Below are 21,461 nucleotides of genomic sequence, written 5' to 3'. Positions count from 1 at the left end.
AAGATCCGATCTTAAATTAGCTAGACAAATTTAACAGTGAAAACACCAGAACATCCGATTTTTCTTGAAAGTATTAAATATATTAGATCAAATGTTGACTTTAATGGACTTGATCAGGTTCAACAATCAATTTTAGAACGGATCATTCATTCAAGTGGAGATTTTGGATTGAAGTCATCCATCAGGTTTAGTTCCAGGGCTTGCGAGGACGCTATAGATGCTTTGCAGAATGGGGCAACGATTTTGACAGATACTTCTATGGCAGAGGCGGCAATATCTCCTATGGCTAAAAGAACGTTAAATTCGGATGTTCAATGCATTTTAAGTATGGCTCCTACTTCGATTGATCCATCTTTGTCGACTAGAAGTGCAATTGGGATGAGAAATATATGGATAGATTTTGAGGAGAAAGATAACTTATTGAATCCTCCATTAGTCGTAATTGGGAGTTCACCAACCGCTTTAATTTCTTTATTAGATCTTGTTGAAGCTGGTTATAAAACACCTAGTGTAATTATTGGAATGCCAGTTGGCTTTATTGGTGTTTCTGAGAGTAAAATTCGACTATTGAACAGTCAATGTCAATATATTGTTTTGGAGGGGTCTAAAGGAGGTGCATCCCTAGCTGCAGCTACTATAAATGCCTTATTGAGAGCTGCAGAGAATTAAATAAAAAGAATAATTTTGTATTTTTATCTTTTAATTTATTTTGTTTACTTCAATAGTTTTGGAGCTATTTCTTTCAAGATTATTTAATATTATCTTTGCATTATCTATTACTTCTTTAGGAACTCCCGCAAGGCGAGCAGCCTCAATTCCATAGCTTTTATTAGCTCCTCCTCTTTCAACTTTATGAAGGAATGAAAGTGAATTATTTTTATATTCAACAAGAACTTGATAGTTTTCTACATTATCAATATATTCAGAAATTTGATTTAATTCATGATAATGAGTTGCAAATATTGAACGACTTTTTATTTTTTTTGCTAAAAATTCGCTCACTGACCAAGCAATAGATAAGCCATCGAAAGTTGAAGTTCCTCGTCCAATTTCATCTAATAAAACTAATGAATTTTCAGTGGCTTTATTTAAAATGAAAGCTGTTTCAATCATTTCAACCATGAAAGTTGATTGACCTGCAGCTAAATCATCTACGGCTCCAACGCGTGTGAAAAGTTGATCAGCAATTCCTATCGTGCAAGACTTAGCTGGGATCCAACTGCCGATTTGAGCCATGATTTGCAAGAGCCCTACTTGTCTTAAGTAACAACTTTTGCCACTTGCATTGGGACCTGAAAGGATTATTAGATCAGTCTCAGATCCAAGCTCTATATCATTAGGGACGAAAATTTTATCAATTAGAATTTGCTCAACCACAGGATGACGCCCATCTATAATAGATAATTTTCTTGAGAGATTTTTATCTTGATTATCAACTACTTTTGGTTGAACGTAGTTATTGGTAGCTGCTAATTCAGATAGTCCAGATAAAACATCCAAGTAAGATATTGCTTTTGCAGCTTTTCTAATAATGTTTGATTTATGTCCGACAAGAATTCTAAGTTTGCAAAAAAGTTCATATTCAATTTGCGATATTCTCGCCTTCACTTGGAAGATTTTTCCTTCTCTCTCTTTGAGATCTGGTGTTACAAAACGTTCTTCATTAGTTAATGTTTGTCTTCTGATCCAGTGATCTGGTACGTTTATAGACTTTGCTTTACTAACTGCTAAAAAGTACCCAAAAGAACGATGATATTGAAGCTTTAAATTGTTAATTTTGCTATTCTTTCTTTCTTCTATTTCTTGAGACTTCAACCATGAATTGTGATCATCAAGTTGATTTCGTAGTCCATCAAGTATAGGGTCGATACCATCATATATTAGCCCGCCTTCAGTAAGGCTCAGAGGAGGATTTTCTACGATTTGATTGTTTATTTTTAAAGCAATTTCTATTAACTCCTGATCCAAATTTATAAGAGTGTCAAAAAAATTAGTTTCCTTAAATATTGGGTCATTAAGATACTTTGCAATAATAGGAAAACGGTTAATACCTTCAGCAATAGCAATTAAATCTCTTGCTCCTGCTTGTTGGGCTCCTGCTCTACCTGCTAGACGTTCTAAATCACCCATCGCTCTTAAAACTTTTCGGATATTTCTTCTTAAGCTGGAGGATTGGACTAGTAAGCCAATTACTTTCTGTCTGTCTTCGATAGTAGTAAGATCTGTTAAAGGTTCTTCTAACCAACTCCTCATACATCTACCCCCCATTGCAGTCAATGTTTTATCAATTGCCCATAGTAATGAACCATGAAATTTATTATTTTTTTGAGTTGATGTAATTTCTAAATTTCTTCTTGTTTGATTATCTATAATTAGCCCTGCTTGATTATGTTTTACATTAGGAAAATCAATACATATATTTGTCTTCTTCCCTGTTTTTGAATTATCATTAAGATTGGGATGAGTTTTGTTTAAATATGCGATCAATCCTCCAACTGTTCTTATAGATAGAGAATCTAAATGAATACCTAATCCATCAATACTATTTAAACAATAATGATTTTTAATAGATGACTTTGCTTCTACTTTTGAAAATGATGTTTGATTAAACTCCGTTACATTTAGTAATCCTTCATACCAGTTTTTGTTTGAAATTGATTTTTCATCTGATATTACTTCAGCTACATTTAGTTTAATTAACTCTTGGCGTAAATCTTTAGTGCCTTTGCCTTCTTGAACAATAAATTCACCAGTACTGACGTCTATCTTTGCTAAAGACCAATTAATTCTGTCTTGTTTCGTGTTGGGTTCTATTAAAACAGAAGCTAGCCAATTATTTTGTTTAGCCCTTAGCATACCTTCTTCTAAAATTGTACCAGGGGTTATTAATCTAGTTATGCCTCTTTTTATTAATTTATTACCTTTTGATGGAGCAGCTTCAAGTTGATCGCAAATAGCTATGGATAAACCTTTTTTAATGAGTTCTGTGCAATAACGATCAGATGCATGGTGAGGTATTCCTGCCATAGGTACTTTGCCAATTTTTTTACCACCCTCTTTACTAGTAAGTGTGATTTCGAGAAGCTGTGAAAGTGTTATTGCATCTTCAAAAAAACATTCGAAGAAATCTCCAAGCCTATAAAGCAGTATTCGATCAGGATTCTCTATCTTTAATTGGACATAATGTCTTAATGCAGGAGTGAGATCATCAATTTCTGGCAAATTATGATGAGACCATTTTGGCTCTTCAATTTCCGAATGAGAAAACTTATCGAGATCTATTTTTTGATTTCGATTGTTAGAAGCAATTTTTTTGCGAGGTCTGAGTGATGCGTCCTCTTTCAGTTCTTGGTGTGAAAGATTCTTGTTAGATGTTTTTGAATTAACAAGTTGTTTGCTTTCATTAGTATCACTGTGCTCCTTTTCCCCAAATAGACTGCCTTGTATAGGGTTTTGGCTGGCAGCCATTTAAAGCTCTCTATTCAATCAATGCATATTAGAAGAATTAATTTTTTTTGCATGTGAAGCCTCGCTACAAATATTAAGAGGAATACGTCAAAAAAACCCTTACATGGGAGAATTATTGAATATTGAGAAATTTTCTGCAGCTTCAATTATGCTGGCTATTAATTCAATCGTCGCGAACGCACTTTTGTTCTCATCATTGCTTTTGGTAATTGGTGTTCCTGTTTTTTACATGACCCAAACCAATCCTGAGGACAATAGAAATCCCAACATTAAAAAGATCGAAATTCTTGCAGGAGTGTGGTTCCATTTAGTACTACTTCAGGCTTTGGTTGGCGAATACATCACTCATCAAATGAGTGTGTAAGAAAAACGTTTAAAAAGAATTACTTATATCGAATAATTCTCAATTCAAAGTTTTAATTTTACTCGTAAGAGGTTACTGTTAGTAAGTGTTAAAAGCCTTTAAAAAATGGCGACAATAGAGGGTACCTTTGAAAATTCATCGTCCTTAAGAGTAGCTATAGTTATAGCTAGATTTAATGATCTAATAACAAATAAGCTCTTAAGCGGATGTCTAGATTGTTTGTCCCGACACGGGATTGACATATCAGACTCGAGCAATCAATTAGATATTGCATGGGTTCCTGGTTCTTTTGAATTACCAATTATTTCTCAACAACTTGCTCGAACTGGTAAATACGAGGTTTTAATTACTTTGGGCGCAGTGATAAGAGGCGACACGCCACACTTTGATGTTGTGGTTTCAGAGGCTAGCAAAGGTATAGCTACTGTTTCAAGAGAAACTAGTGTGCCTATTGTTTTTGGTGTTTTAACTACCGATACTATGCAGCAAGCACTTGAGAGAGCAGGAATTAAAAACAATCTTGGGTGGAGCTATGCTTTGCAAGCTCTTGAAATGGGTTCTTTAATGAAGGCAGTGAATTAAAAAATCTTGTCAATTGAGAGAATTATTTGACCACAACACCTCTTTTGAGGCATGCTTAATATACAAAACACTAATGGTGTTGATGCGGATGTAGCTCAGTGGTAGAGCATCTCCTTGCCAAGGAGAATGTCGAGAGTTCGAATCTCTTCATCCGCTTTTTTAAACAAATGAAAATCACAGCTAAGTTCTTGTATTAATTAATATAAAAGAAATAAATAATTTGAAATTTGATTTATTTAGAAGACTGTTTTTGAATAAATTCAAATGTGCTTTAGACTAATTAAGACAATATATAGTTTTAAAAAAATAAATTATTTTTCATTTTTTAAAATCATAAGTGTTTGATCTCTTTCAGTTTTGAAGCCCATGCTTAAATAAAATCCCTCACAATTTGTCGTCATTATATAAATTTTTTCTACTTTAACTATTAAATTATTTTCTAATATTGAATTTACTATTAATTTACCTATTCCATATGTTTGATATTTTTTTTCAACAACTATATCCCATAAAACGGCTCTATAGATCCCATCGCTTGTGGCTCTTCCAAATCCAATAATCTGATTATTTTTCCAAACACTTACAATCGCTATACTATTTGATAACATTTTTTTAATTTCATGATTCCTTCGGCTTTTTGCCCATAAGGTATTTCTATCTAAAAAGGATTTAAGCTTTATAATTCCTCTTTGAGGTAAAAGCATTGGACCTAATCCAAATACACTTAAGCCAGGAGCACCTTTTGCATGCTTTACTAGGGTAAGATCTTTCATATCGTAAAATCTATACAAGAGAATAAATCATTACTAAGCCATCAATTTAATTTTTGATTCTATGAATGCTATAATTATAACTCAAAAGTCATTCTATTTATTATCTATTAATCTTTAATCTGATTTGATAAATACTAACTTATCTCATGTCTAAATATAATGATCATGGAATCTAACTATTACCTTGAATTTGAAAATAAATTTAGAGGAGAGCGTGAAAAGATTTTGGAAAAATTTGTAACTTATGATTCTTTGATTGATTTAATTCTACAACATGATCCATTAGCTAGTCTTCTAGATATTGGTTGTGGAAGAGGAGAGTGGCTTCAGAAATGTAGTGAAAAATTTAACAACTGCGTTGGAATAGAATCTGACTTGTCAATGATAAAAATTTGTAAAGATAACGGTTTGAATGTGATAAACGGGGATGCAATTGAAAAATTATCTAATTTCTCAGATGGATCCGTTTCTGTTATAACTATATTTCATATGATTGAGCATCTTGAGTATAAAAAGTTAGTTGAATTAATTAATCATTGCCAAAGGGTTTTGAGTGACGATGGATTTCTTATTATGGAGACCCCAAGTATTGATAATTTAATAGTCTCATCAAAAACTTTTTATGTTGATCCTACACATATTAATCCAATTAATCCAGATGGGATTTGCTTTCTTTTAGAAAAAGCAGGTTTTACTAATGCCCAATATTTATATTTAAATGGTGGCCCTTTAGAAAATGCTAGTCCATTAAAAATAACAAGAATACTGAATGGAGTTGCTCAGGATCTATGTATTATTGCTACTAAAAAACAAGAAAAATTTGATTTTATATTTTCTGATAATACACAATGGCAATCAAGCTTAAATATTGGTGTCAATACATTTAAAGCTGCCAAAGATTATGATCTCATGCTTGAAACTTTAATCAATAAATATGAGACATACAGGAAAGATTATAATGAAAAAATAAAACGGGATAAACAAGAGCTTGAAGATAAGATTTATTTCCTTAATGAAGAAGTAACTTTATCTAAAGAAGAAATTAGATTATTAAAAGCTCGATTAAAATATATTATTTATATAGCTGGCTTTTTCAGATTAATCATTAGACCAATTGTTCTTGTTTTAAAATTAATTAGAAGATTGATTCTTCTTTTATGTAATAAGATTTTTAGGATATTAGTTAAGTATAAACTAACACGTAATTTACTCACCTCAAAAAAAGTCTTATCAATAATAAATTTTATTTTGAATAGGTTATTAGGTAATCCCATAACTATTAATGCTACTCATATTCTCAATAAAGCAAATAAGATAACTAAACTTGATGATAATCTTACTAGATTTAATCAAAGATTATCATTGCATTTTGACCGCTCACCAAAGTCTAAGGAATATAGAAAAAGATTATTAGGAAGAAATAAATGAGAATTGCTATAGATCTTCAAGGTGTTCAAAGTGAAGGTAGTCGGTCCCGTGGGATTGGTAGATATTCTCTAGAGGTTATTAAAAATATTATTAAGCAACATCCAGAAGATGAAATAGTTCTTGTTGCTAACTCCTCTTTATTTGACATGAGATTAGATTTGAAAAATTATATTGAAAATGACAATGTTACTTATCTGCAATGGTATTCACCCGCTCCATATGACTATGTTTCTATGGACAAAATAAAAACTAAACTTGCTACATATTTAAGATCATATGTATTCAATTGTCTTCAGGTTGATATTATTCTAATTACAAGTTTTTTCGAGGGCTTTTCTGACAATTGCTGTGTTGATTTTGATTATGATATTTTAGATGTACCAACAGTAGCAATTTTCTATGATTTAATACCTTTAATTAATCCACACCTATATTTAACTAATAATCCAGATTTTGAAAAGTATTATAGATCTAAAATTAGAAAGATTAAAAATCTTGATGGCTTATTAGCTATTTCAAATTCAGCTTTAAAAGAGGCAAAAAAATATTTACGTTTTAATCACAATAAGATATTCAATATTTCATCTGCATGCGATAAAAAGACTTTTAATAAGTTCACGAAGATAGAGACTTCTAATTTGATTAATATTAAGGATTATACTCCTTTTATTTTATATACTGGTGCTAATGATCCCCGAAAAAATGTTAAAAGCCTTTTAGAGGCTTATAGCTTGCTTCCATCTGAACTTCATGCATATAAATTAGTTCTTGTTGGTAAATTATTAAAGGCTGAGCATGAACTTCTAAATTCTTGGATAAAATTATTTAATATTGATTCAGATAAGATTGTACATATAGGTTATGTAACTGATTTTGATTTAGTAGCACTTTTTAGAAAATGCTCTTTATTTGTCTTTCCTTCTTTACATGAAGGTTTTGGTTTGCCTGTTTTAGAGGCTATGTCTTGTGGGGCTCCAGTTATAGGTTCAAATACGACAAGCATTCCTGAAGTTTTAGGACTTGAATCTGCAATGTTTGACCCACAAGATATAGACCAAATTAAGAATTTAATCATAAGGGCTCTTGTAGATAAAAATTTTAATTACTCTCTCAAAGCAAATTCAATTAAACAAAGTGAAAAGTTTTCTTGGAAGAGTACAGCCAAGGCTGCGGTTAATGCGTGTAAAATTATTATTGATTCAAGTAAACCTAAATCAAAGTCATTAGATTGGAAAACTATTTCTATAAAGAATACTCAACAGCTCAATTTACTAATACATAAGCTTAATAAGTTTAGGTTGTTTAAAAAAATCAGTGATCAGGATTTCCATGCTCAGGTAGCTGCTTCTATTGATAAAAATACTAAGGAAATAGATTTTTTTGCTAGAAAAATCTCAACTAAAGATACTAAACTATCTTGGAAAATTGAAGGTCCCATTGATTCTTCATACAGTTTAGCCATTTTAAATAGATGTTTTATCAATTCAATGCGTAAATCAATAGATAATCTTTCAATACATATAACAGAAGGACCTGGTGACTATGAGCCTAATATTTCTTTTTTGAGCAAATATGCCGATATCTTTTCATTATATAAAAATTCTCTTAACTTAAATGTAATGACCGATGTAGTTAGCCGGAATTTGTATCCACCTAGAGTTAATGACTTGTGTTCAAAATTTAATTTGCTTCATTCTTATGGATGGGAGGAATCAGAATTTCCTTCCAATTGGGTAGATGATTTTAATAGTTATTTACAGGGAATAACAGTTATGTCTTCACAGGTAAAAAAAATACTCATTGACAATGGTGTATGTATTCCTATTAAAGTATCTGGCTTGGGTTTAGATCACTTAGATAACATAAAATCTGAAGATTTTTATGGAGGATTTACTTTAGATGATTTGGACGTAAAGAAATATAAGATACTACATATATCTTCTTGTTTCCCTAGGAAGGGCATTGATATCTTACTTAAGGCATATGAGAATTCCTTTTCAAGCAAAGATGATATTACTTTAATTATTAAAACTTTTGATAATCCTCATAACAATGTAGATGAGCAAATTGAAAAATTAATTTCTTCTAATCCTTTATTTCCTCATGTTGTATTAATTAAAAAAGATTTAAGCGATCATGAAATTAAAGAACTCTTTTTAAAAATAGATATGTTAGTAGCTCCTAGCAGAGGAGAAGGTTTTGGACTTCCAATTGGTGAAGCTATGAAGTTAGGTGTTCCAGTAGTAACTACTAATTGGGGTGGGCAGTTAGATTTTTGTAATGATGAAAATAGTTGGTTAATTGACTATGATTTTGTTCCATCTGAATCTCATTTCAAATTAGATAATTCATATTGGGCTGAACCTTCAGTAGATCATTTAAGCCTTTTAATCCGTCAAGTTTATGATGCTAATTCTATATTTTTAGAAAAGAAGACTCTTAAGGCCAAAGAGCAAATTAATAATCTTACGTGGGATGCAGTTGCTAAAAGTAATTTTAATTTCGTTAACAACGAACTTTCTGTATTTACTAATAATAAAACTCAGTTAGGTTGTATTACTACATGGAATTCAAAATGTGGAATCGCTTCATATTCTAAGAATTTATTTGAATTTATAAAGGATGACGCTTTATTTTTTACTCCTTATAATGAAGAGTTGTCTCCCATTAAGGGAGAAAAAGTTTTTCCTTCTTGGGATAGCCAAGATAATCTTTTAGAACTCTCAGAAAGAGTCTTTAGTGCCAATATAACCTCCTTAATCATTCAGTTTAATTATGGTCTTTTTGATTTTGAATGTCTATCTAATTTTATAAATATAATCCAAAAAAAAGATATTAATATATTCATTATTCTTCATTCTACAGTTGATCCAGAGGACAATGATTCGAAAAAACTTTCCCTATTATTTGATTCTTTTAGTAAATGTAAGAGACTAATAGTACATACTATAAATGATTTAAATCGACTTAAGAAAATTGGTTTGATAGATAATGTATGCTTGTTTCCTCATCCCCTTGTAACTAATAATAATCAGGATTCAAAAATAAAATCAATAGATATATCTTCTTCCACTCCTAGAGCTGTGAATATTGCATCTTATGGCTTTTGTCTGCCGAACAAAGGATTCAAAGAATTAATATTGGCAACAAATTTGCTTATCAAAAAGGGTTTAAATATCAATTTAAGTATATATTCTGCGATTTACAATTCAAACTATCAATACAGTTTTGATGAGTTAACAGAATTAGTTAAAACTTTAAACTTATCAGAATTTGTCACGATAAATCCGAATTATATGACTGATCATCAATCATTAAGCCTTTTAAGTCAAAATGATTATTTAATATTCCCCTATCAGTTCTCTAATGAATCCTCTAGTGCTGCAGTTAGATATGGTCTTTCAACTCTAAGACCTGTTTTAGTAACACCTTTACCAATATTTGATGATGTCACTGATTTGGTTCATAAGCTTAAAGGCTTTTCACCTAATGATATAGCGGAAGGAATTTTGAATGTTATCGAAGCAGCAAATATGTCTTCAAATTATTACGACGATGTGATGTCCAAAAAAATTGATCTTATTAATAATAGAAGTTTTTCTAAAGTTAGTCAAAGACTATTAAACATGATTAAGAGCTTGGAAATTAATTGAATTTAGTAGAAGATTTGTTTATTTTACTATTCAGTAGTCTTTGAATTATCTCATCAATTCTTATAGTTGTTTTCCAATTGCTATCTAAAAACATTTGAGAAGGATCACCAATACTTTTATTGATATCTTTACTCCTAAATAGAGTTTTATCTATATTAATATGCTCCTTCCAGTTCAAATTTAATTTATTGAAAGTTATTTTGATGAATTCTTCTAACTTTGTCGATTCACCTGTGCATATAATTTGGTCTTTAAAGCTTGTAAGGTTATTCATTTTGTATATTCCTTCTATATATTCTTCAGCCCAACCCCAATCTCTTTCTATATCAATATTGCCAATAGTTATTTTATGCGATTTATCTCTTGAGCATTTAACCGCTCCTGCGATGATTTTATGAATTATAAAATTTTCATTTCTGAGTGGTGATTCATGTGGAAATAGTACTCCGGTTGCAACGTTTAAGTTATATATTTCTCTATATAATTTGACTAGATACATACTCTCTACTTTGGCTATAGCATAAGGATTTTGCGGGTCGAATGGGAATTCGACTTTGGCAGCAATGTTTGTATTACCATATACCTCACTACTTCCTGCGAAAAAAATATTTCCTTTAAAAGAAATTTGTCTACATGCTTCTAATAAATTAATTGTTACTAGTGAAATGCTTTTTTGCGTTTCGATTGGATTGCTAAATGAATTGCCTACGGATGATTGTGCTGAAAAATTATAAATATGACTCGGGTTTTCTTGAATTAAAAGTTTTTTTAATTCACTTAAATCAAAAAGATTTATACTTTTAATGGGAAACTTGTCATTGATCCCAAGCAAAAGATGGTTCTTGAAAGTACATTTGTTACTTCTTGATGTGCCTACAACTTTCTCACCATGAGCAAGTAAAAGCTTGCACAAATACGAACCATCCTGTCCCGAGCATCCAATGACAAGTGCTTTGGGTCCCATAATTAATAATTCTGAATGGCGAATTGATTTCACTAATTATTCTTATCTCATTGAATCAGAAAAACACAAAGATCAAAAAAAAATCGAAAACCACTGTGAGAATTGAACAAATTCCATGTGACAGTTGAATTAGTGTATCCTTTTTTTATGGAAATTATTAGGTAATAAGCGGAATCATTTTGTCAAACTTAACAATTTCAAATATCCTTAGAGTTCTTGCTACAACATGATTTATAGATTTTTTAATGCTTTAAAGATTAAGTTCTCTGTGGTCGGTTACTACTTAATTACTTGTGTTGAAATCACTACTGATAATACGAGTTCCTATTTACTTGATCCTTTCTGCGTGTATATTTAGCCGGCCTACTGCAATAGGTAATTGCTTCATGCAATAACTATTTGCATAAATGCCAGACCCAAAGACAGGGTTCTCGGCACCCGCACCGCAATTGCGGAGTCCCCTATCTAAAAGCTCTGACTCTTTTACACTCGATGTCAACAACACTAACTACTACCCAGCTTCAACAACAGTACATCGCTTACTTTGGAAGGCCTGGAGATCCATCAGGAATTACTTTCTGGCTAGAAAGTGGCCTTACTGAAACTGAATTTGCTGAAAAAATTTACGCTCAGGACGAATATAAGAACACAACTATTGCTTCAAAGTCGACAGAAGATCAAGTAAATTCCTTATATACAAATCTTTTTGGTCGGACAGCAGATGCTGAAGGATTACTCTATTGGACTGGTGAAGTTGAGGCTGGAAGAAAATCTCTTTCAAGCCTTGCTCTTGATTTGATTTGGTCAGCTAATAATCCATCATCCGCTAACACAACTCAAGGTGCTGCTGATGCACTAGCTCTCACTAATAAGGTTGCTGCAGCTAAGGCTTTCACAGCTGATGTTAAAGCTGATACTGCTGCAATTCTTGCTTATCAGCCTGAGACAACTGGAGCGGACTTTAAAGCTGGTGCAGCTTTTGATTCTGCAAAAACATGGCTTGCAACTATAACTTCGACTGAAGCAACAGACGCAGGCGTTGATACAGCAGTCTCTAATATGACTTCTGCAAGTACCACAACAACTGGAACAACTGTAACTCTAACTGACAAAGTTGACTCAGTTTCTGGTGGTGCTTACAACGATACTTTCGTAGGAAGTAACGCTACATTGACAACTGGTGATTCACTTACTGGTGGTTCTGGTACAGATATTCTTAGATATACAGCTACTGGTACTTCTGCGGTAACAGAGAATGGTTTTACAACCTCATCAGTTGAGACTCTCAAAATTCAATCAGATGCAACTGGAGGTACTACTTTCACTGCTACTGGATCTACAGATGTAAGCACAGTTATAAACACTCTTTCTACTACTGACGTAACTGTAGACGGACTGAAAGCTTTAACAACTGTTGAATTGAAAGATGTTCAGGCTGGCGATACTCAAATTAAGTTCAATAGTGATCTTCTAACCGGTTCAGCAGACGCTATAACCCTTAACCTCGATGGAAACGTAACTACCGCTGGTGGTTCCATTGGTACTATTACTCTTGGTAATACCGCAGGTGCAGGAGTTGAGACTGTTAACGTCAATTCCTCAGGCGCTGCAAGTGAAATCACAACAATTGCTGGTGGATTAACCACCCTTAATGTTACTGGTGATAAAAACCTAACTATTTCTGGAGCACTTGCTGGTGTAACTACAATCGGTGCTTCTGCATTCACTGGAAATCTTTCAATTGTAGTTGATTCTGATGGAACAGCTAAGGATGTAGTTGTTACTGGTGGATCTGGTAATGACACAGCAGACTTCACTGATGGTTTTGAAGCTAGTGATAGCTTCACTGGAGGAGACGGAACTGACTCAATCAAATTGACTCAGGCAGTTGCTTCAGGAGCTATCAACGGAACTTTATCTGGCGTTGAGAATTTAACAGTTTCTGATTCAGGTACAGGAACTATCGATATGGATAATTTCTCCGGTATTACTAGAGTTGTATACGACGCTGGTATTACTGCAAACGGTACAGCTACTGTTGATGATGCTGTTTCAGGCATAACGGTTGAAGTTGACGCGGCAAACCTTGTAGCTGCTGATGGTTCTTTAGTTGTTGACTTGAAGACTGACGGATCAAGTGATGCAGTTACTGTTGCTATTGATGCTGTTGGAGCTGGTGAAGGAATTGCAACACTTAATGCTGCTGATGCTGAAACTCTTACCATCTCAGTCGACGATGACACGACAGACGCAACTGGTACTTTCACCATCGCAACATTGGTTGCTACTGACGCAACAAGTCTTGTATTAAGTGGAGATTCAGCAATCACACTTACTGCTACAACAGATCCATCAACAGCAGTTCTTGCAACTCTTGACGCTAGCGCTGCTACAGATACATTATCTATCTCCGGTACAGACTTTGCTAAAGGCGGAGCCACAATTACTCTAGGTTCTGCTAATGACACGCTGACTTTTGCAACTGCAACTGGTGCTGACACTATTGACCTTTCTCAAGGTGGTGACGACACTATTGTTTACACAGCTAAAGCGCAGTCAGATACTGATAAAGATACTGTTAAAGGTTTTGTAAGCGGTTCTGATGACATCGATTTAACTGGATTGGCTAGTGAAAATGTTATTTCCAGTTCTCAGTTCGGTGGAGTAGCAGCTTCGTTCGCTGAAGCTCAAGGAAAACTAGATGGAACAAAAGTTGTCGTATTTAACTCTGCAACTAACACTCTCTGGGTAGACATTGATAACGATTCACTTCTTGAAGGTACAGATGATTTCCAGATTAAGCTTGAAGGTGTTACCTCTATTGCTGCTACTGACTTAGCACTTGGTTCTGCTGTTACAGCTACTTCAAAGCAAGCAGCTTTCAATACAGCAACTAAGACTCACTTCACTGAAGGCAAAGCTCTAACAAACGAAGCTGACACTCTTGTAACTACAGTTGCTCACCTAGCTGGTTCAACAGTTGATGGTAAGGGTGGTGATGACACAATTAATGTCACAGCTGCTTCACCTAGCTCAACATTCAGTTTCGCTGGAATTACATTCAGCGACATTGAGACAATGACAATTGGTGGCAATATCTCAGGCATTACAATGGCCGCTGCAGATATGTCAGCAACTGAGACCAGTAGCATTACTGGTGTATCGGGTACTACTCAGTCATTGACTCTTGACGATGCAGCTATTGACTTCAAGCCTATTACTCTCCGTAAAATTGAGACCATAATTGCTGCTGCTGGTACAACAAAACGTATCGAGTTTGATACAGACAACCTTACTGACGTTACTACTTTAGATCTAGACGCAGGTACTGCAGATACCATTGAGCTTGCAGGAGGTACTTATGACTTCTCCTCAATCGCACTTACTACTACAGCCTCCTCTACTCTTGATTTAAATACATCGGATAACTTAGCTAAGACCTTGACTGTTGATGCCGCTGACTTTACTGGTTTCACAGTAGTAACTGGTGAAGCGACAGCAGATATCACAACTAGCATCGCTTGGAATGGTTCTGACGACATTAGTGCTATCGGGTTTACAAACATCGATACAGTTACTATTGCTGGTGCTGATTCAACACTGACTATTGACGAAGATGACATAGGTGCTGCTACTCATTTCAGTACTATTACTGGTTCAGGAACCTCAAATCTAGTCATTCATGATGAGGCTGCTGGAGACGGGGCTCTAACTTTTGCAAATACAACAATTAGTGGTTTCGACTTTATTGATATCACACAACAAGGTGCAGGTACACTCACACTTGACGCGGCTAGTTTAGGTTCTACAGCAGTGACTATTGCTGCTGACACCACTACTGACATCATCATTACTGAAGACGTCGACCTTTCTCAAGTCACTCTTTCAGCTGCTGATTTCGACGATCTAGCTTTATCAGCTGGAGTTGACCTGACAACTGATAGTGGTTTCTGGGGAACTGGTTTAAATGCCTTAGCTGGAAACACTAATGCTACCGTAACCATCAACATGGAATCAGCAGGTACCCTTGACTTGGGTGCAGTTGTTTCTACCGGAATGCTTTCAACATCTATTGTTGGTACAAGCGGTAATGACGTTATTGAAACTTACTTCAGTAACTCAACTGGTACCTTTACCATCGCAACTGGTACTGGTGTTGACGTAGTTAGAATCGCTGGTGAGGACTCAGGTAACATTCACATTGATGGTGGTACTGAATTCACAGCTACACTTGCTAACGCAGTAAGAGTTACTGATTTCGATGCTACTAAGGACCAAATTGCAGTTCTATCATCTCTTCTAGTTGATTCTTCTGGAGCTGTTGGATCAGTTGCAACTGGAACTCTCAACACAGATACAAGTCCAGGTTTTGCTCTAATTACTGGAGCTACACTTAATGACTTCACAGCTGAAACTAGTTTCTATTCAGCACTAGGTGCCGTGAATGCTACTACCAGTGACGCATCGTTTGTTGCTCTCCAAAACACAGCAGGTACTCAGGTTGGTGTTTACCACATTGATGCTGCTGGAAATACCAACGGTATAATGGACACTAATGACGACGTAACACTAGTAGCACTTCTAGATGTTACTGGTACCTTCAGTACATCTAACATGGTTCTCTACTAAATCTCAATTAACCTTAAAAACCACCCGCAAGGGTGGTTTTTTTTTGTTCTTTTTTTATGTATTCGACTATTCTTCTATTACTCGGAAAACTTCATTAGCTATTCTTCATTCGTTAATTGACCTGATACTCCTTTCTTTTTTTCCTCATTTAGAAAGTAAATCTATGAAAATTTTTATCAAATTGACGCTCAATCTATTTTTAATGGTTGCTTTTTGATGTTCTAATCCTTTATATGTTTTTATTAATTTTATATTTAATGAATAGTCACTTTTTTAGATTCCTTTATTTCTACTGATTATTTCTTGCATTAAATTTGTTCTTCTTATTCTAATTTTTACTATTAATTTATCTCTCTTAGGGAATCTGATTTGCTCTGGAATGTTCCTAAAAGTAGCTGTAGGTAAGATACTTTCCTAAGCTTTATGTTAGCTGTTACGCTCATCCCAGGTTGTAATGGAAGTTTTTCACCATTTTCAACATTTAAGGTTTGTTGATCTAGTTTTATATTTGCAAGGAACCTATATCCTTTGTTTAATCTGGGATCTGGTGCTAATGCATCAGAGCTAATTTTCACAACCTTCCCTTTTATTACTCCAAAGTCTGTGGATGGGTATGAATCTACGCTTATATCTACTGGTTTATTTAAGCTTACAAAGCCAATAGTTCTACTTTCAATTTCAACCTTAGCGTGTAAATTGTCGAATGGAACAATTTTCAGAACTGGCTGGCTTGTTTGAGCTACATAGCCTGGACCCCATGGTTTTAGATCAAACACCCTTCCATCGACTGGAGATAAAATCTTCTTGTATTTAAGGATCACTTTGCTTTCTGTTAATTGACTTTTTAAATCAATCATTTTATTTTTCTGTTCTAAATATTGAATTTCTGCTACCGCACCTTCTTCAACAAGTTTTTCCATTCTCTCAAGGATAATTTTGCTCAATTCATATCTCTGTTGAATCGATGCAAATTGGCTGTTTGTTATCTCTGAATCTAATCTGATTAATAATTGTCCTTTTTTTACTATTTCACCTTCTTTCACTAATATCTCTTTGGCGACTCCTTGCACTGGCATTTGAACATCCACTACTCCTTTTATTGGTTCTAGCTTCCCTGTGGCTATTATTATTTCTTCAGTTTTAGCAATCGACAACCATCCAACACCAAAAGCAGTGCTACCAATTAATGACCACGTAATTGCCCTTGTCCAGTATTGAGATTGAGTAAGTATTGTTTCCTCTGAGCTTCTACTGGACATTTTCTTCTCAATCCATGCCAATGCTGATTTAGTTTGATTTATATAATCAGTTGTTTTAGTTTTATCTTTTTCAGTTTGCTTTTCTGAACTATCAATTTGGTTATAGTCTTTCGTCATTCTTTTTTCTTCTGATTTTTTTGAGCCAAGACTGTCGAATTTGTTTTCAATCCATGCGAGAACTGATTTTGTTTGATTGATAAAATCGCTTTTTATAGTTTTATCTTTTTTAGATTGGTTTTCTGAACCATCATTTTTGTTAATCTCTTTTTTCATTAAGTTGACTCTTGTTGACGATAAAGTGCAAAGTAACGCCCTTTTTTATTTATAAGCTCAGTATGAGTTCCAGTTTCAGCTATTACACCATCATGAAGCATAACTATCAGATCCGCATTCTTAATGGTTGATAGCCTATGTGTAATAAAAAATACTGTTTTACCTTTGGATGATTCTCTAAGATTTTCGCATACTTTTCTCTCTGTTTCATAATCAAGAGCACTTGTAGCTTCATCTAAAATAATCATTCCTGGATTACTCATAATTGTTCTTGCAATGGCTATTCTTTGCTTTTGTCCTCCTGAAAGTCCAGAGCCTCTCTCCCCAACGTCGCTGCTATATCCCAGAGGTAAATCCATTATGAAATCATGAGCCGATGCAATCCTTGCTGCATTGACAATATCTTCACTTTTCGCATTTGGATCTGCTAAGGAAATATTTTCGCTAATGCTTCCTGCGAAAAGTAAAGGGTCTTGAGGAACAATCCCAATTTGTCGTCTCAAAGAATATAGTTCAACTTTATCTATGTCATAGTTATCTATCGAAATTTTACCTGAATTTGCTTGGTATAACCTTGGCAAAAGTTTCATCAGTGTGCTTTTACCACTACCACTTTGACCAACAATTCCTACAAAAGTACCGGGTTTAATATCGAGAGAAATATTTGAAAGTATTTGTTTATTACTTCTTGGAAAGCTAAATGAAACGTTTTTAAATGATACTTTTCCTTCAATAGTTGGTAATGTTAAATTAGCTTTGTCTGCCTCACTTGATTCTTCTGGAGTATCAATTATATCTGATAAACGTTCAAACGAAACCCTTAACTGTTGTACATTTTGCCAAATAGTACTTAGCCTAAGTAACGGTTGAGTCACATAACTTGAGATTATTCTAAACGCAATTAATTGTCCTAAAGTAAGTTGACCTTTTAAAACTAATGTTGCACCGATCCACAATACTATTAATTGAGATAACTGTTGCATCACATTACTTATCTCACTAAGACTTGTTCCTGTAATTGTTTTTTCAAATGATCTTGAAATATATTTTTTGTAAAAAGTTTGCCATTTCCATCTGCTGACTGTTTCAACATTTTGTGCTTTAACTGTTTGTACACCTGTTAATACCTCTACTAAATGACTCTGAGTGTTAGCATTTTCTATTGCGATTTCTCTAATTTGTCTTCTAATTATTGGAGCACCTAAAAGTGTCAGAGCTATTTGAATAGGGACTACAAATAATGCCGCTATTGTTAAAAGCCAGCTATACATAACCATTACAATTATATAAATAACTGAAAAAGCTGCATCAAGAATTGTAGTTAGAGCCGAGCCTGTTAAAAAGTTTCTTATTTTTTCTAATTCTGCAACTCTGCTTCCTAATTCACCAACTGCTCTTTTATCAAAGTAATTTAATGGCAGTCTTAAAAGATGATCGATAACTTCTGCACTTAATCTTATATCAATGCGATTCGTTGTTTCAGTAAATAGAAATGTTCGCAGACTGCTAATTAAACCGCCAATTACTGTAACAACAACAAGAGCAATTCCTAAAATTTGAAGAGTATCTAGACTTCTTTGAGAAATGACTTTATCAATAATAACTTGAATTAATAACGGGTTAGCTAAACCAAAAAGTTGAACAACAAAAGATGCGATTAAAACTTGTATGAGGCTTGTTCTATATTTTTTTAAAGATGGCCAGAACCAATTTACTCCAAACTTTTTATTGGGTGTTGCATTTGTTCTATCTACAATTAAAATGTCAAATCCATCAGGAAATTCATTCTCAAGATTATCTTTTTTAATTCTTATTAAGCCTTTACTAGGGGATGCTATTTCAAGGCCGCTTGAATCGCTTTTGGTGACTATTGCGAAACTATTTTTCCATGTAATTAAACAAGGTGCTTGAAGTCTTGTTGCTGCTGAATAATTGACCTTAATAGCAATTGTTGCATGTAGTCCAAGTATTGAAGCAATTGAACCACATAACTCAATAGATAGATTTTGATTTCTTGAAACACTATCTCGAAGAACTTTCTCAATACTATCTCTCCTGAATGGAAGCTTCATCAATGAAGATAGCATTTGTAAACAGGCTAGTGTTTCCTCTAATTTCCCATTTGCTTTGATGATTTTAAATGGTTGATTAGTACTATAACTTCCTAATTCGATAGCACTTACATCTGGAGTATATGGAGCTTTTGATATATTATTTTTTGAATTTAGGGGTTCTACTTTTTCTATATTTTGATTCTGATTTAGGTTTGCATTCTCAGGACTAAGTTTTTCTATTAAATATTCTACATCTTTTGAAACTTCAAGGACTCTTACATCTATTGGAGGTCTCGATTCTATCTTCTGATTATTATTTAGTATCTCTCCGGGCTTAAGGTTTATTAAGTTAGCACTACTTACAAAGCTGAAATAATTTTTTCTCGTAACACTCAATTCGTTATTTATATACGTTTTTATATTAGAGTTTGATTTGATTAAACTAAAAATACTATCTTTATTTATGCCAGATTTAAGGAATTCTATATTACATTGAGACAGGACTGAATAAATTTCAATAGAAGAAATTAATTTATTACACCAATCTCTAAATATTTTATCATTATGATAAATTTCTAGTATTAATTTATCTGGAATTGCAATAGCTGTTATCTCTGAAACTGCACTTACTTCCTCACAAGCCTCAGCACGAAGAAGAGAAATAAGACCAACAGGGGTAGGTCTTGTGAATTTATCTAATGTAATCAGCTTTTCATCATTGTTTATTAATAATCTTGCTTCACCTTCTAGTAAAAAAAGTATTTTATTAGAAATAATCTGGGAAGTTGATAATACTTGACTGAAATCATATTGAAGTACTTCAAAATTTTCTTTTATTTTTTCAATCGACTCTTCATTGATTTGTTTGAAACCCTCAATCTCCCTAAAATTTATATCGTGTTTTTTTGTCATATCTTTATGTGATTGGAGTTTTCGTCGAAGTAAGTATCTCATTGAGCATACGCTCTGTCTCATCCATTAACCACTTCTCAAAGAGTTCTGTCGTCATGGCTCGCATTGTTGACTTGTCTAAGGTCGCAGGCAGGTGTTTTTCAAGTCTAATAATTAGATAAAATCCATCTACTGTAATAGGCTGAGCTAATTCACCAGGTTCTAGAGATCTTAATGTTGCACAAACCTTAGGGCTCGCTTGGACTAGGGGGACTGGACCAACAATACCTTTCCTCATTTTCTCTGATCCTTCGGAAAACTTCGTCGCCATATCACTGAATTCAGATTCTTTTTCGTTGATTTGAACCCAAATCTCTCTTGCTTTATATTTATCCCTAACTCTTATCAAGCTATATATGACTGAATCAAGTTGTTCTTTCCTTTCTAAAAATCTATTCTCAGCTTTGATTTTGAAATTTTGATATGAGTAAATTGATTTTTTTAAGTTGCTCACTAAAGCATTATTGAGTTTATCTAACGTCAGAAAATTTATTTTCAGAAAGTGATTAAGAGATTCTTTGCTTAATAAATTCTTATTTTTGCAAAACTCTTCAAAAACAGCTTGCTTTTTTTCATCTGAAACTGAAATGTCCTTAAATAAATCTTCTGATATTTCTAAACTAATTAAAGATCTCAATAAACCATGTTTATTAAGCAAATCAATGCTTGCTTTATTAAAGCAACTAAGACTCTCCATTTTTTATTTACGAACCCTATGTAATATTATAAAGATAATAATACATCTTGAAGCTAACTAATTGTCTGCTTTAATGCATTCATATAAGCTACTTCTGAAGTCTTGTAAACAGCAGTTTGTGCTTGAAGTCTGTTTAATTCAGATTTGACAAATTGTAAACTTGCTAGATTAGCTTTGGCCTCATCAGAAAATTGATCAGTATCGTATTCTGTTCCATCGATTGTAATTTGTGGCATTTGTTTAATTAAAAATACTTAACAAAACTATTCAATTTAAAGGATTAAGTACAGATCGGATAGCCGTACTAGAGTTTAAATGGTATGCGATTGTTTAAGTTTAATAAATTTTATATTTTTAAGTACACTT

13 protein-coding genes and 1 tRNA gene are annotated in these 21,461 nt (G+C 33.5%); 7 read left to right on the top strand and 7 right to left on the bottom strand.

Going from position 1 to position 21,461, the window contains the following annotated elements:
• The first annotated feature begins 36 nt into the window (after nucleotides 1-36).
• The gene (locus AC6EIZ_RS07355) at nucleotides 37-669 is read left to right on the top strand and encodes a precorrin-8X methylmutase (protein WP_498510065.1); all 633 of its coding nucleotides are present in this window, start codon (nucleotides 37-39) and stop codon (nucleotides 667-669) included.
• A gap of 30 nt (nucleotides 670-699) precedes the next feature.
• Here AC6EIZ_RS07355 and mutS read toward each other — a convergent pair whose 3' ends face one another.
• On the bottom strand, nucleotides 700-3,468 hold the full coding sequence (gene mutS, locus AC6EIZ_RS07350; protein ID WP_498510064.1) for a DNA mismatch repair protein MutS: 2,769 nt from the start codon (nucleotides 3,466-3,468) through the stop codon (nucleotides 700-702).
• 103 nt (nucleotides 3,469-3,571) lie between these two features.
• Between mutS and psbZ the strand changes: the two genes are divergently transcribed.
• From psbZ to AC6EIZ_RS07335, 3 genes are all read left to right on the top strand, one after another.
• Nucleotides 3,572-3,832, top strand: a complete 261-nt coding sequence (gene psbZ / locus AC6EIZ_RS07345) for a photosystem II reaction center protein PsbZ (RefSeq protein ID WP_498510062.1) — start codon at nucleotides 3,572-3,574, stop codon at nucleotides 3,830-3,832.
• Between the two features lie 105 nt (nucleotides 3,833-3,937).
• A complete protein-coding gene (gene ribH, locus AC6EIZ_RS07340) occupies nucleotides 3,938-4,414 on the top strand; it encodes a 6,7-dimethyl-8-ribityllumazine synthase (protein ID WP_498510060.1) in 477 nt (158 codons plus the stop codon).
• 84 nt (nucleotides 4,415-4,498) lie between these two features.
• Nucleotides 4,499-4,570, top strand: a tRNA-Gly gene (locus AC6EIZ_RS07335).
• Between the two features lie 155 nt (nucleotides 4,571-4,725).
• Here the strand turns inward: AC6EIZ_RS07335 and AC6EIZ_RS07330 are convergent.
• Nucleotides 4,726-5,187 (bottom strand): GNAT family N-acetyltransferase, encoded by a 462-nt coding sequence (locus tag AC6EIZ_RS07330; protein ID WP_498510058.1) that lies wholly within the window; start codon nucleotides 5,185-5,187, stop codon nucleotides 4,726-4,728.
• A gap of 165 nt (nucleotides 5,188-5,352) precedes the next feature.
• Between AC6EIZ_RS07330 and AC6EIZ_RS07325 the strand changes: the two genes are divergently transcribed.
• On the top strand, nucleotides 5,353-6,615 hold the full coding sequence (locus AC6EIZ_RS07325) for a class I SAM-dependent methyltransferase (protein WP_498510056.1): 1,263 nt from the start codon (nucleotides 5,353-5,355) through the stop codon (nucleotides 6,613-6,615).
• Complete coding sequence (locus AC6EIZ_RS07320; protein ID WP_498510054.1) at nucleotides 6,612-10,268, top strand: glycosyltransferase; 3,657 nt, start codon at nucleotides 6,612-6,614, stop codon at nucleotides 10,266-10,268. Before AC6EIZ_RS07325 ends, AC6EIZ_RS07320 begins: the two co-directional genes overlap by 4 nt.
• Here AC6EIZ_RS07320 and AC6EIZ_RS07315 read toward each other — a convergent pair.
• A complete protein-coding gene (locus AC6EIZ_RS07315; protein ID WP_498510053.1) occupies nucleotides 10,261-11,265 on the bottom strand; it encodes a GDP-mannose 4,6-dehydratase in 1,005 nt (334 codons plus the stop codon). The two genes, AC6EIZ_RS07320 and AC6EIZ_RS07315, sit on opposite strands and share 8 nt — an antisense overlap.
• A 459-nt stretch (nucleotides 11,266-11,724) precedes the next feature.
• Between AC6EIZ_RS07315 and AC6EIZ_RS07310 the strand changes: the two genes are divergently transcribed.
• Complete coding sequence (locus tag AC6EIZ_RS07310) at nucleotides 11,725-15,861, top strand: DUF4214 domain-containing protein (RefSeq protein ID WP_498510052.1); 4,137 nt, start codon at nucleotides 11,725-11,727, stop codon at nucleotides 15,859-15,861.
• A gap of 341 nt (nucleotides 15,862-16,202) precedes the next feature.
• Here AC6EIZ_RS07310 and AC6EIZ_RS07305 read toward each other — a convergent pair whose 3' ends face one another.
• Genes AC6EIZ_RS07305 through AC6EIZ_RS07290 form a run of 4 tightly spaced genes read right to left on the bottom strand, consistent with a single transcriptional unit; the run spans nucleotide 16,203 to nucleotide 21,331 of the window.
• Nucleotides 16,203-17,393, bottom strand: coding sequence for an HlyD family secretion protein (locus tag AC6EIZ_RS07305; protein WP_498510051.1), 1,191 nt, complete (start codon nucleotides 17,391-17,393; stop codon nucleotides 16,203-16,205).
• Complete coding sequence (locus AC6EIZ_RS07300) at nucleotides 17,393-20,359, bottom strand: ABC transporter transmembrane domain-containing protein (protein WP_498510049.1); 2,967 nt, start codon at nucleotides 20,357-20,359, stop codon at nucleotides 17,393-17,395. The genes AC6EIZ_RS07305 and AC6EIZ_RS07300 overlap by 1 nt, the downstream gene beginning before the upstream one ends.
• Before the next feature lie 4 nt (nucleotides 20,360-20,363).
• The gene (locus AC6EIZ_RS07295; RefSeq protein ID WP_498510048.1) at nucleotides 20,364-21,095 is read right to left on the bottom strand and encodes a peptidylprolyl isomerase; all 732 of its coding nucleotides are present in this window, start codon (nucleotides 21,093-21,095) and stop codon (nucleotides 20,364-20,366) included.
• A 53-nt stretch (nucleotides 21,096-21,148) separates the two neighbouring features.
• The gene (locus tag AC6EIZ_RS07290; RefSeq protein WP_498510046.1) at nucleotides 21,149-21,331 is read right to left on the bottom strand and encodes a DUF6447 family protein; all 183 of its coding nucleotides are present in this window, start codon (nucleotides 21,329-21,331) and stop codon (nucleotides 21,149-21,151) included.
• Between the last annotated feature and the right edge of the window lie 130 nt (nucleotides 21,332-21,461).

The organism is Prochlorococcus sp. G4PB16 (assembly GCF_059772465.1).
This window is presented reverse-complemented; position numbering and strand designations above follow the sequence as displayed.

Excerpts from the sequence above, each read along its gene's own strand:
- mutS (WP_498510064.1), bottom strand. The coding sequence starts at position 3,468 with ATGGCTGCCAGCCAAAACCCTATACAAGGCAGTCTATTTGGGGAAAAG.
- psbZ (WP_498510062.1), top strand. The coding sequence starts at position 3,572 with ATGGGAGAATTATTGAATATTGAGAAATTTTCTGCAGCTTCAATTATG.
- ribH (WP_498510060.1), top strand. The coding sequence starts at position 3,938 with ATGGCGACAATAGAGGGTACCTTTGAAAATTCATCGTCCTTAAGAGTA.
- AC6EIZ_RS07330 (WP_498510058.1), bottom strand. The coding sequence starts at position 5,187 with ATGAAAGATCTTACCCTAGTAAAGCATGCAAAAGGTGCTCCTGGCTTA.
- AC6EIZ_RS07325 (WP_498510056.1), top strand. The coding sequence starts at position 5,353 with ATGGAATCTAACTATTACCTTGAATTTGAAAATAAATTTAGAGGAGAG.
- AC6EIZ_RS07320 (WP_498510054.1), top strand. The coding sequence starts at position 6,612 with ATGAGAATTGCTATAGATCTTCAAGGTGTTCAAAGTGAAGGTAGTCGG.
- AC6EIZ_RS07310 (WP_498510052.1), top strand. The coding sequence starts at position 11,725 with ATGTCAACAACACTAACTACTACCCAGCTTCAACAACAGTACATCGCT.
- AC6EIZ_RS07305 (WP_498510051.1), bottom strand. The coding sequence starts at position 17,393 with ATGAAAAAAGAGATTAACAAAAATGATGGTTCAGAAAACCAATCTAAA.
- AC6EIZ_RS07300 (WP_498510049.1), bottom strand. The coding sequence starts at position 20,359 with ATGACAAAAAAACACGATATAAATTTTAGGGAGATTGAGGGTTTCAAA.
- AC6EIZ_RS07295 (WP_498510048.1), bottom strand. The coding sequence starts at position 21,095 with ATGGAGAGTCTTAGTTGCTTTAATAAAGCAAGCATTGATTTGCTTAAT.
- AC6EIZ_RS07290 (WP_498510046.1), bottom strand. The coding sequence starts at position 21,331 with ATGCCACAAATTACAATCGATGGAACAGAATACGATACTGATCAATTT.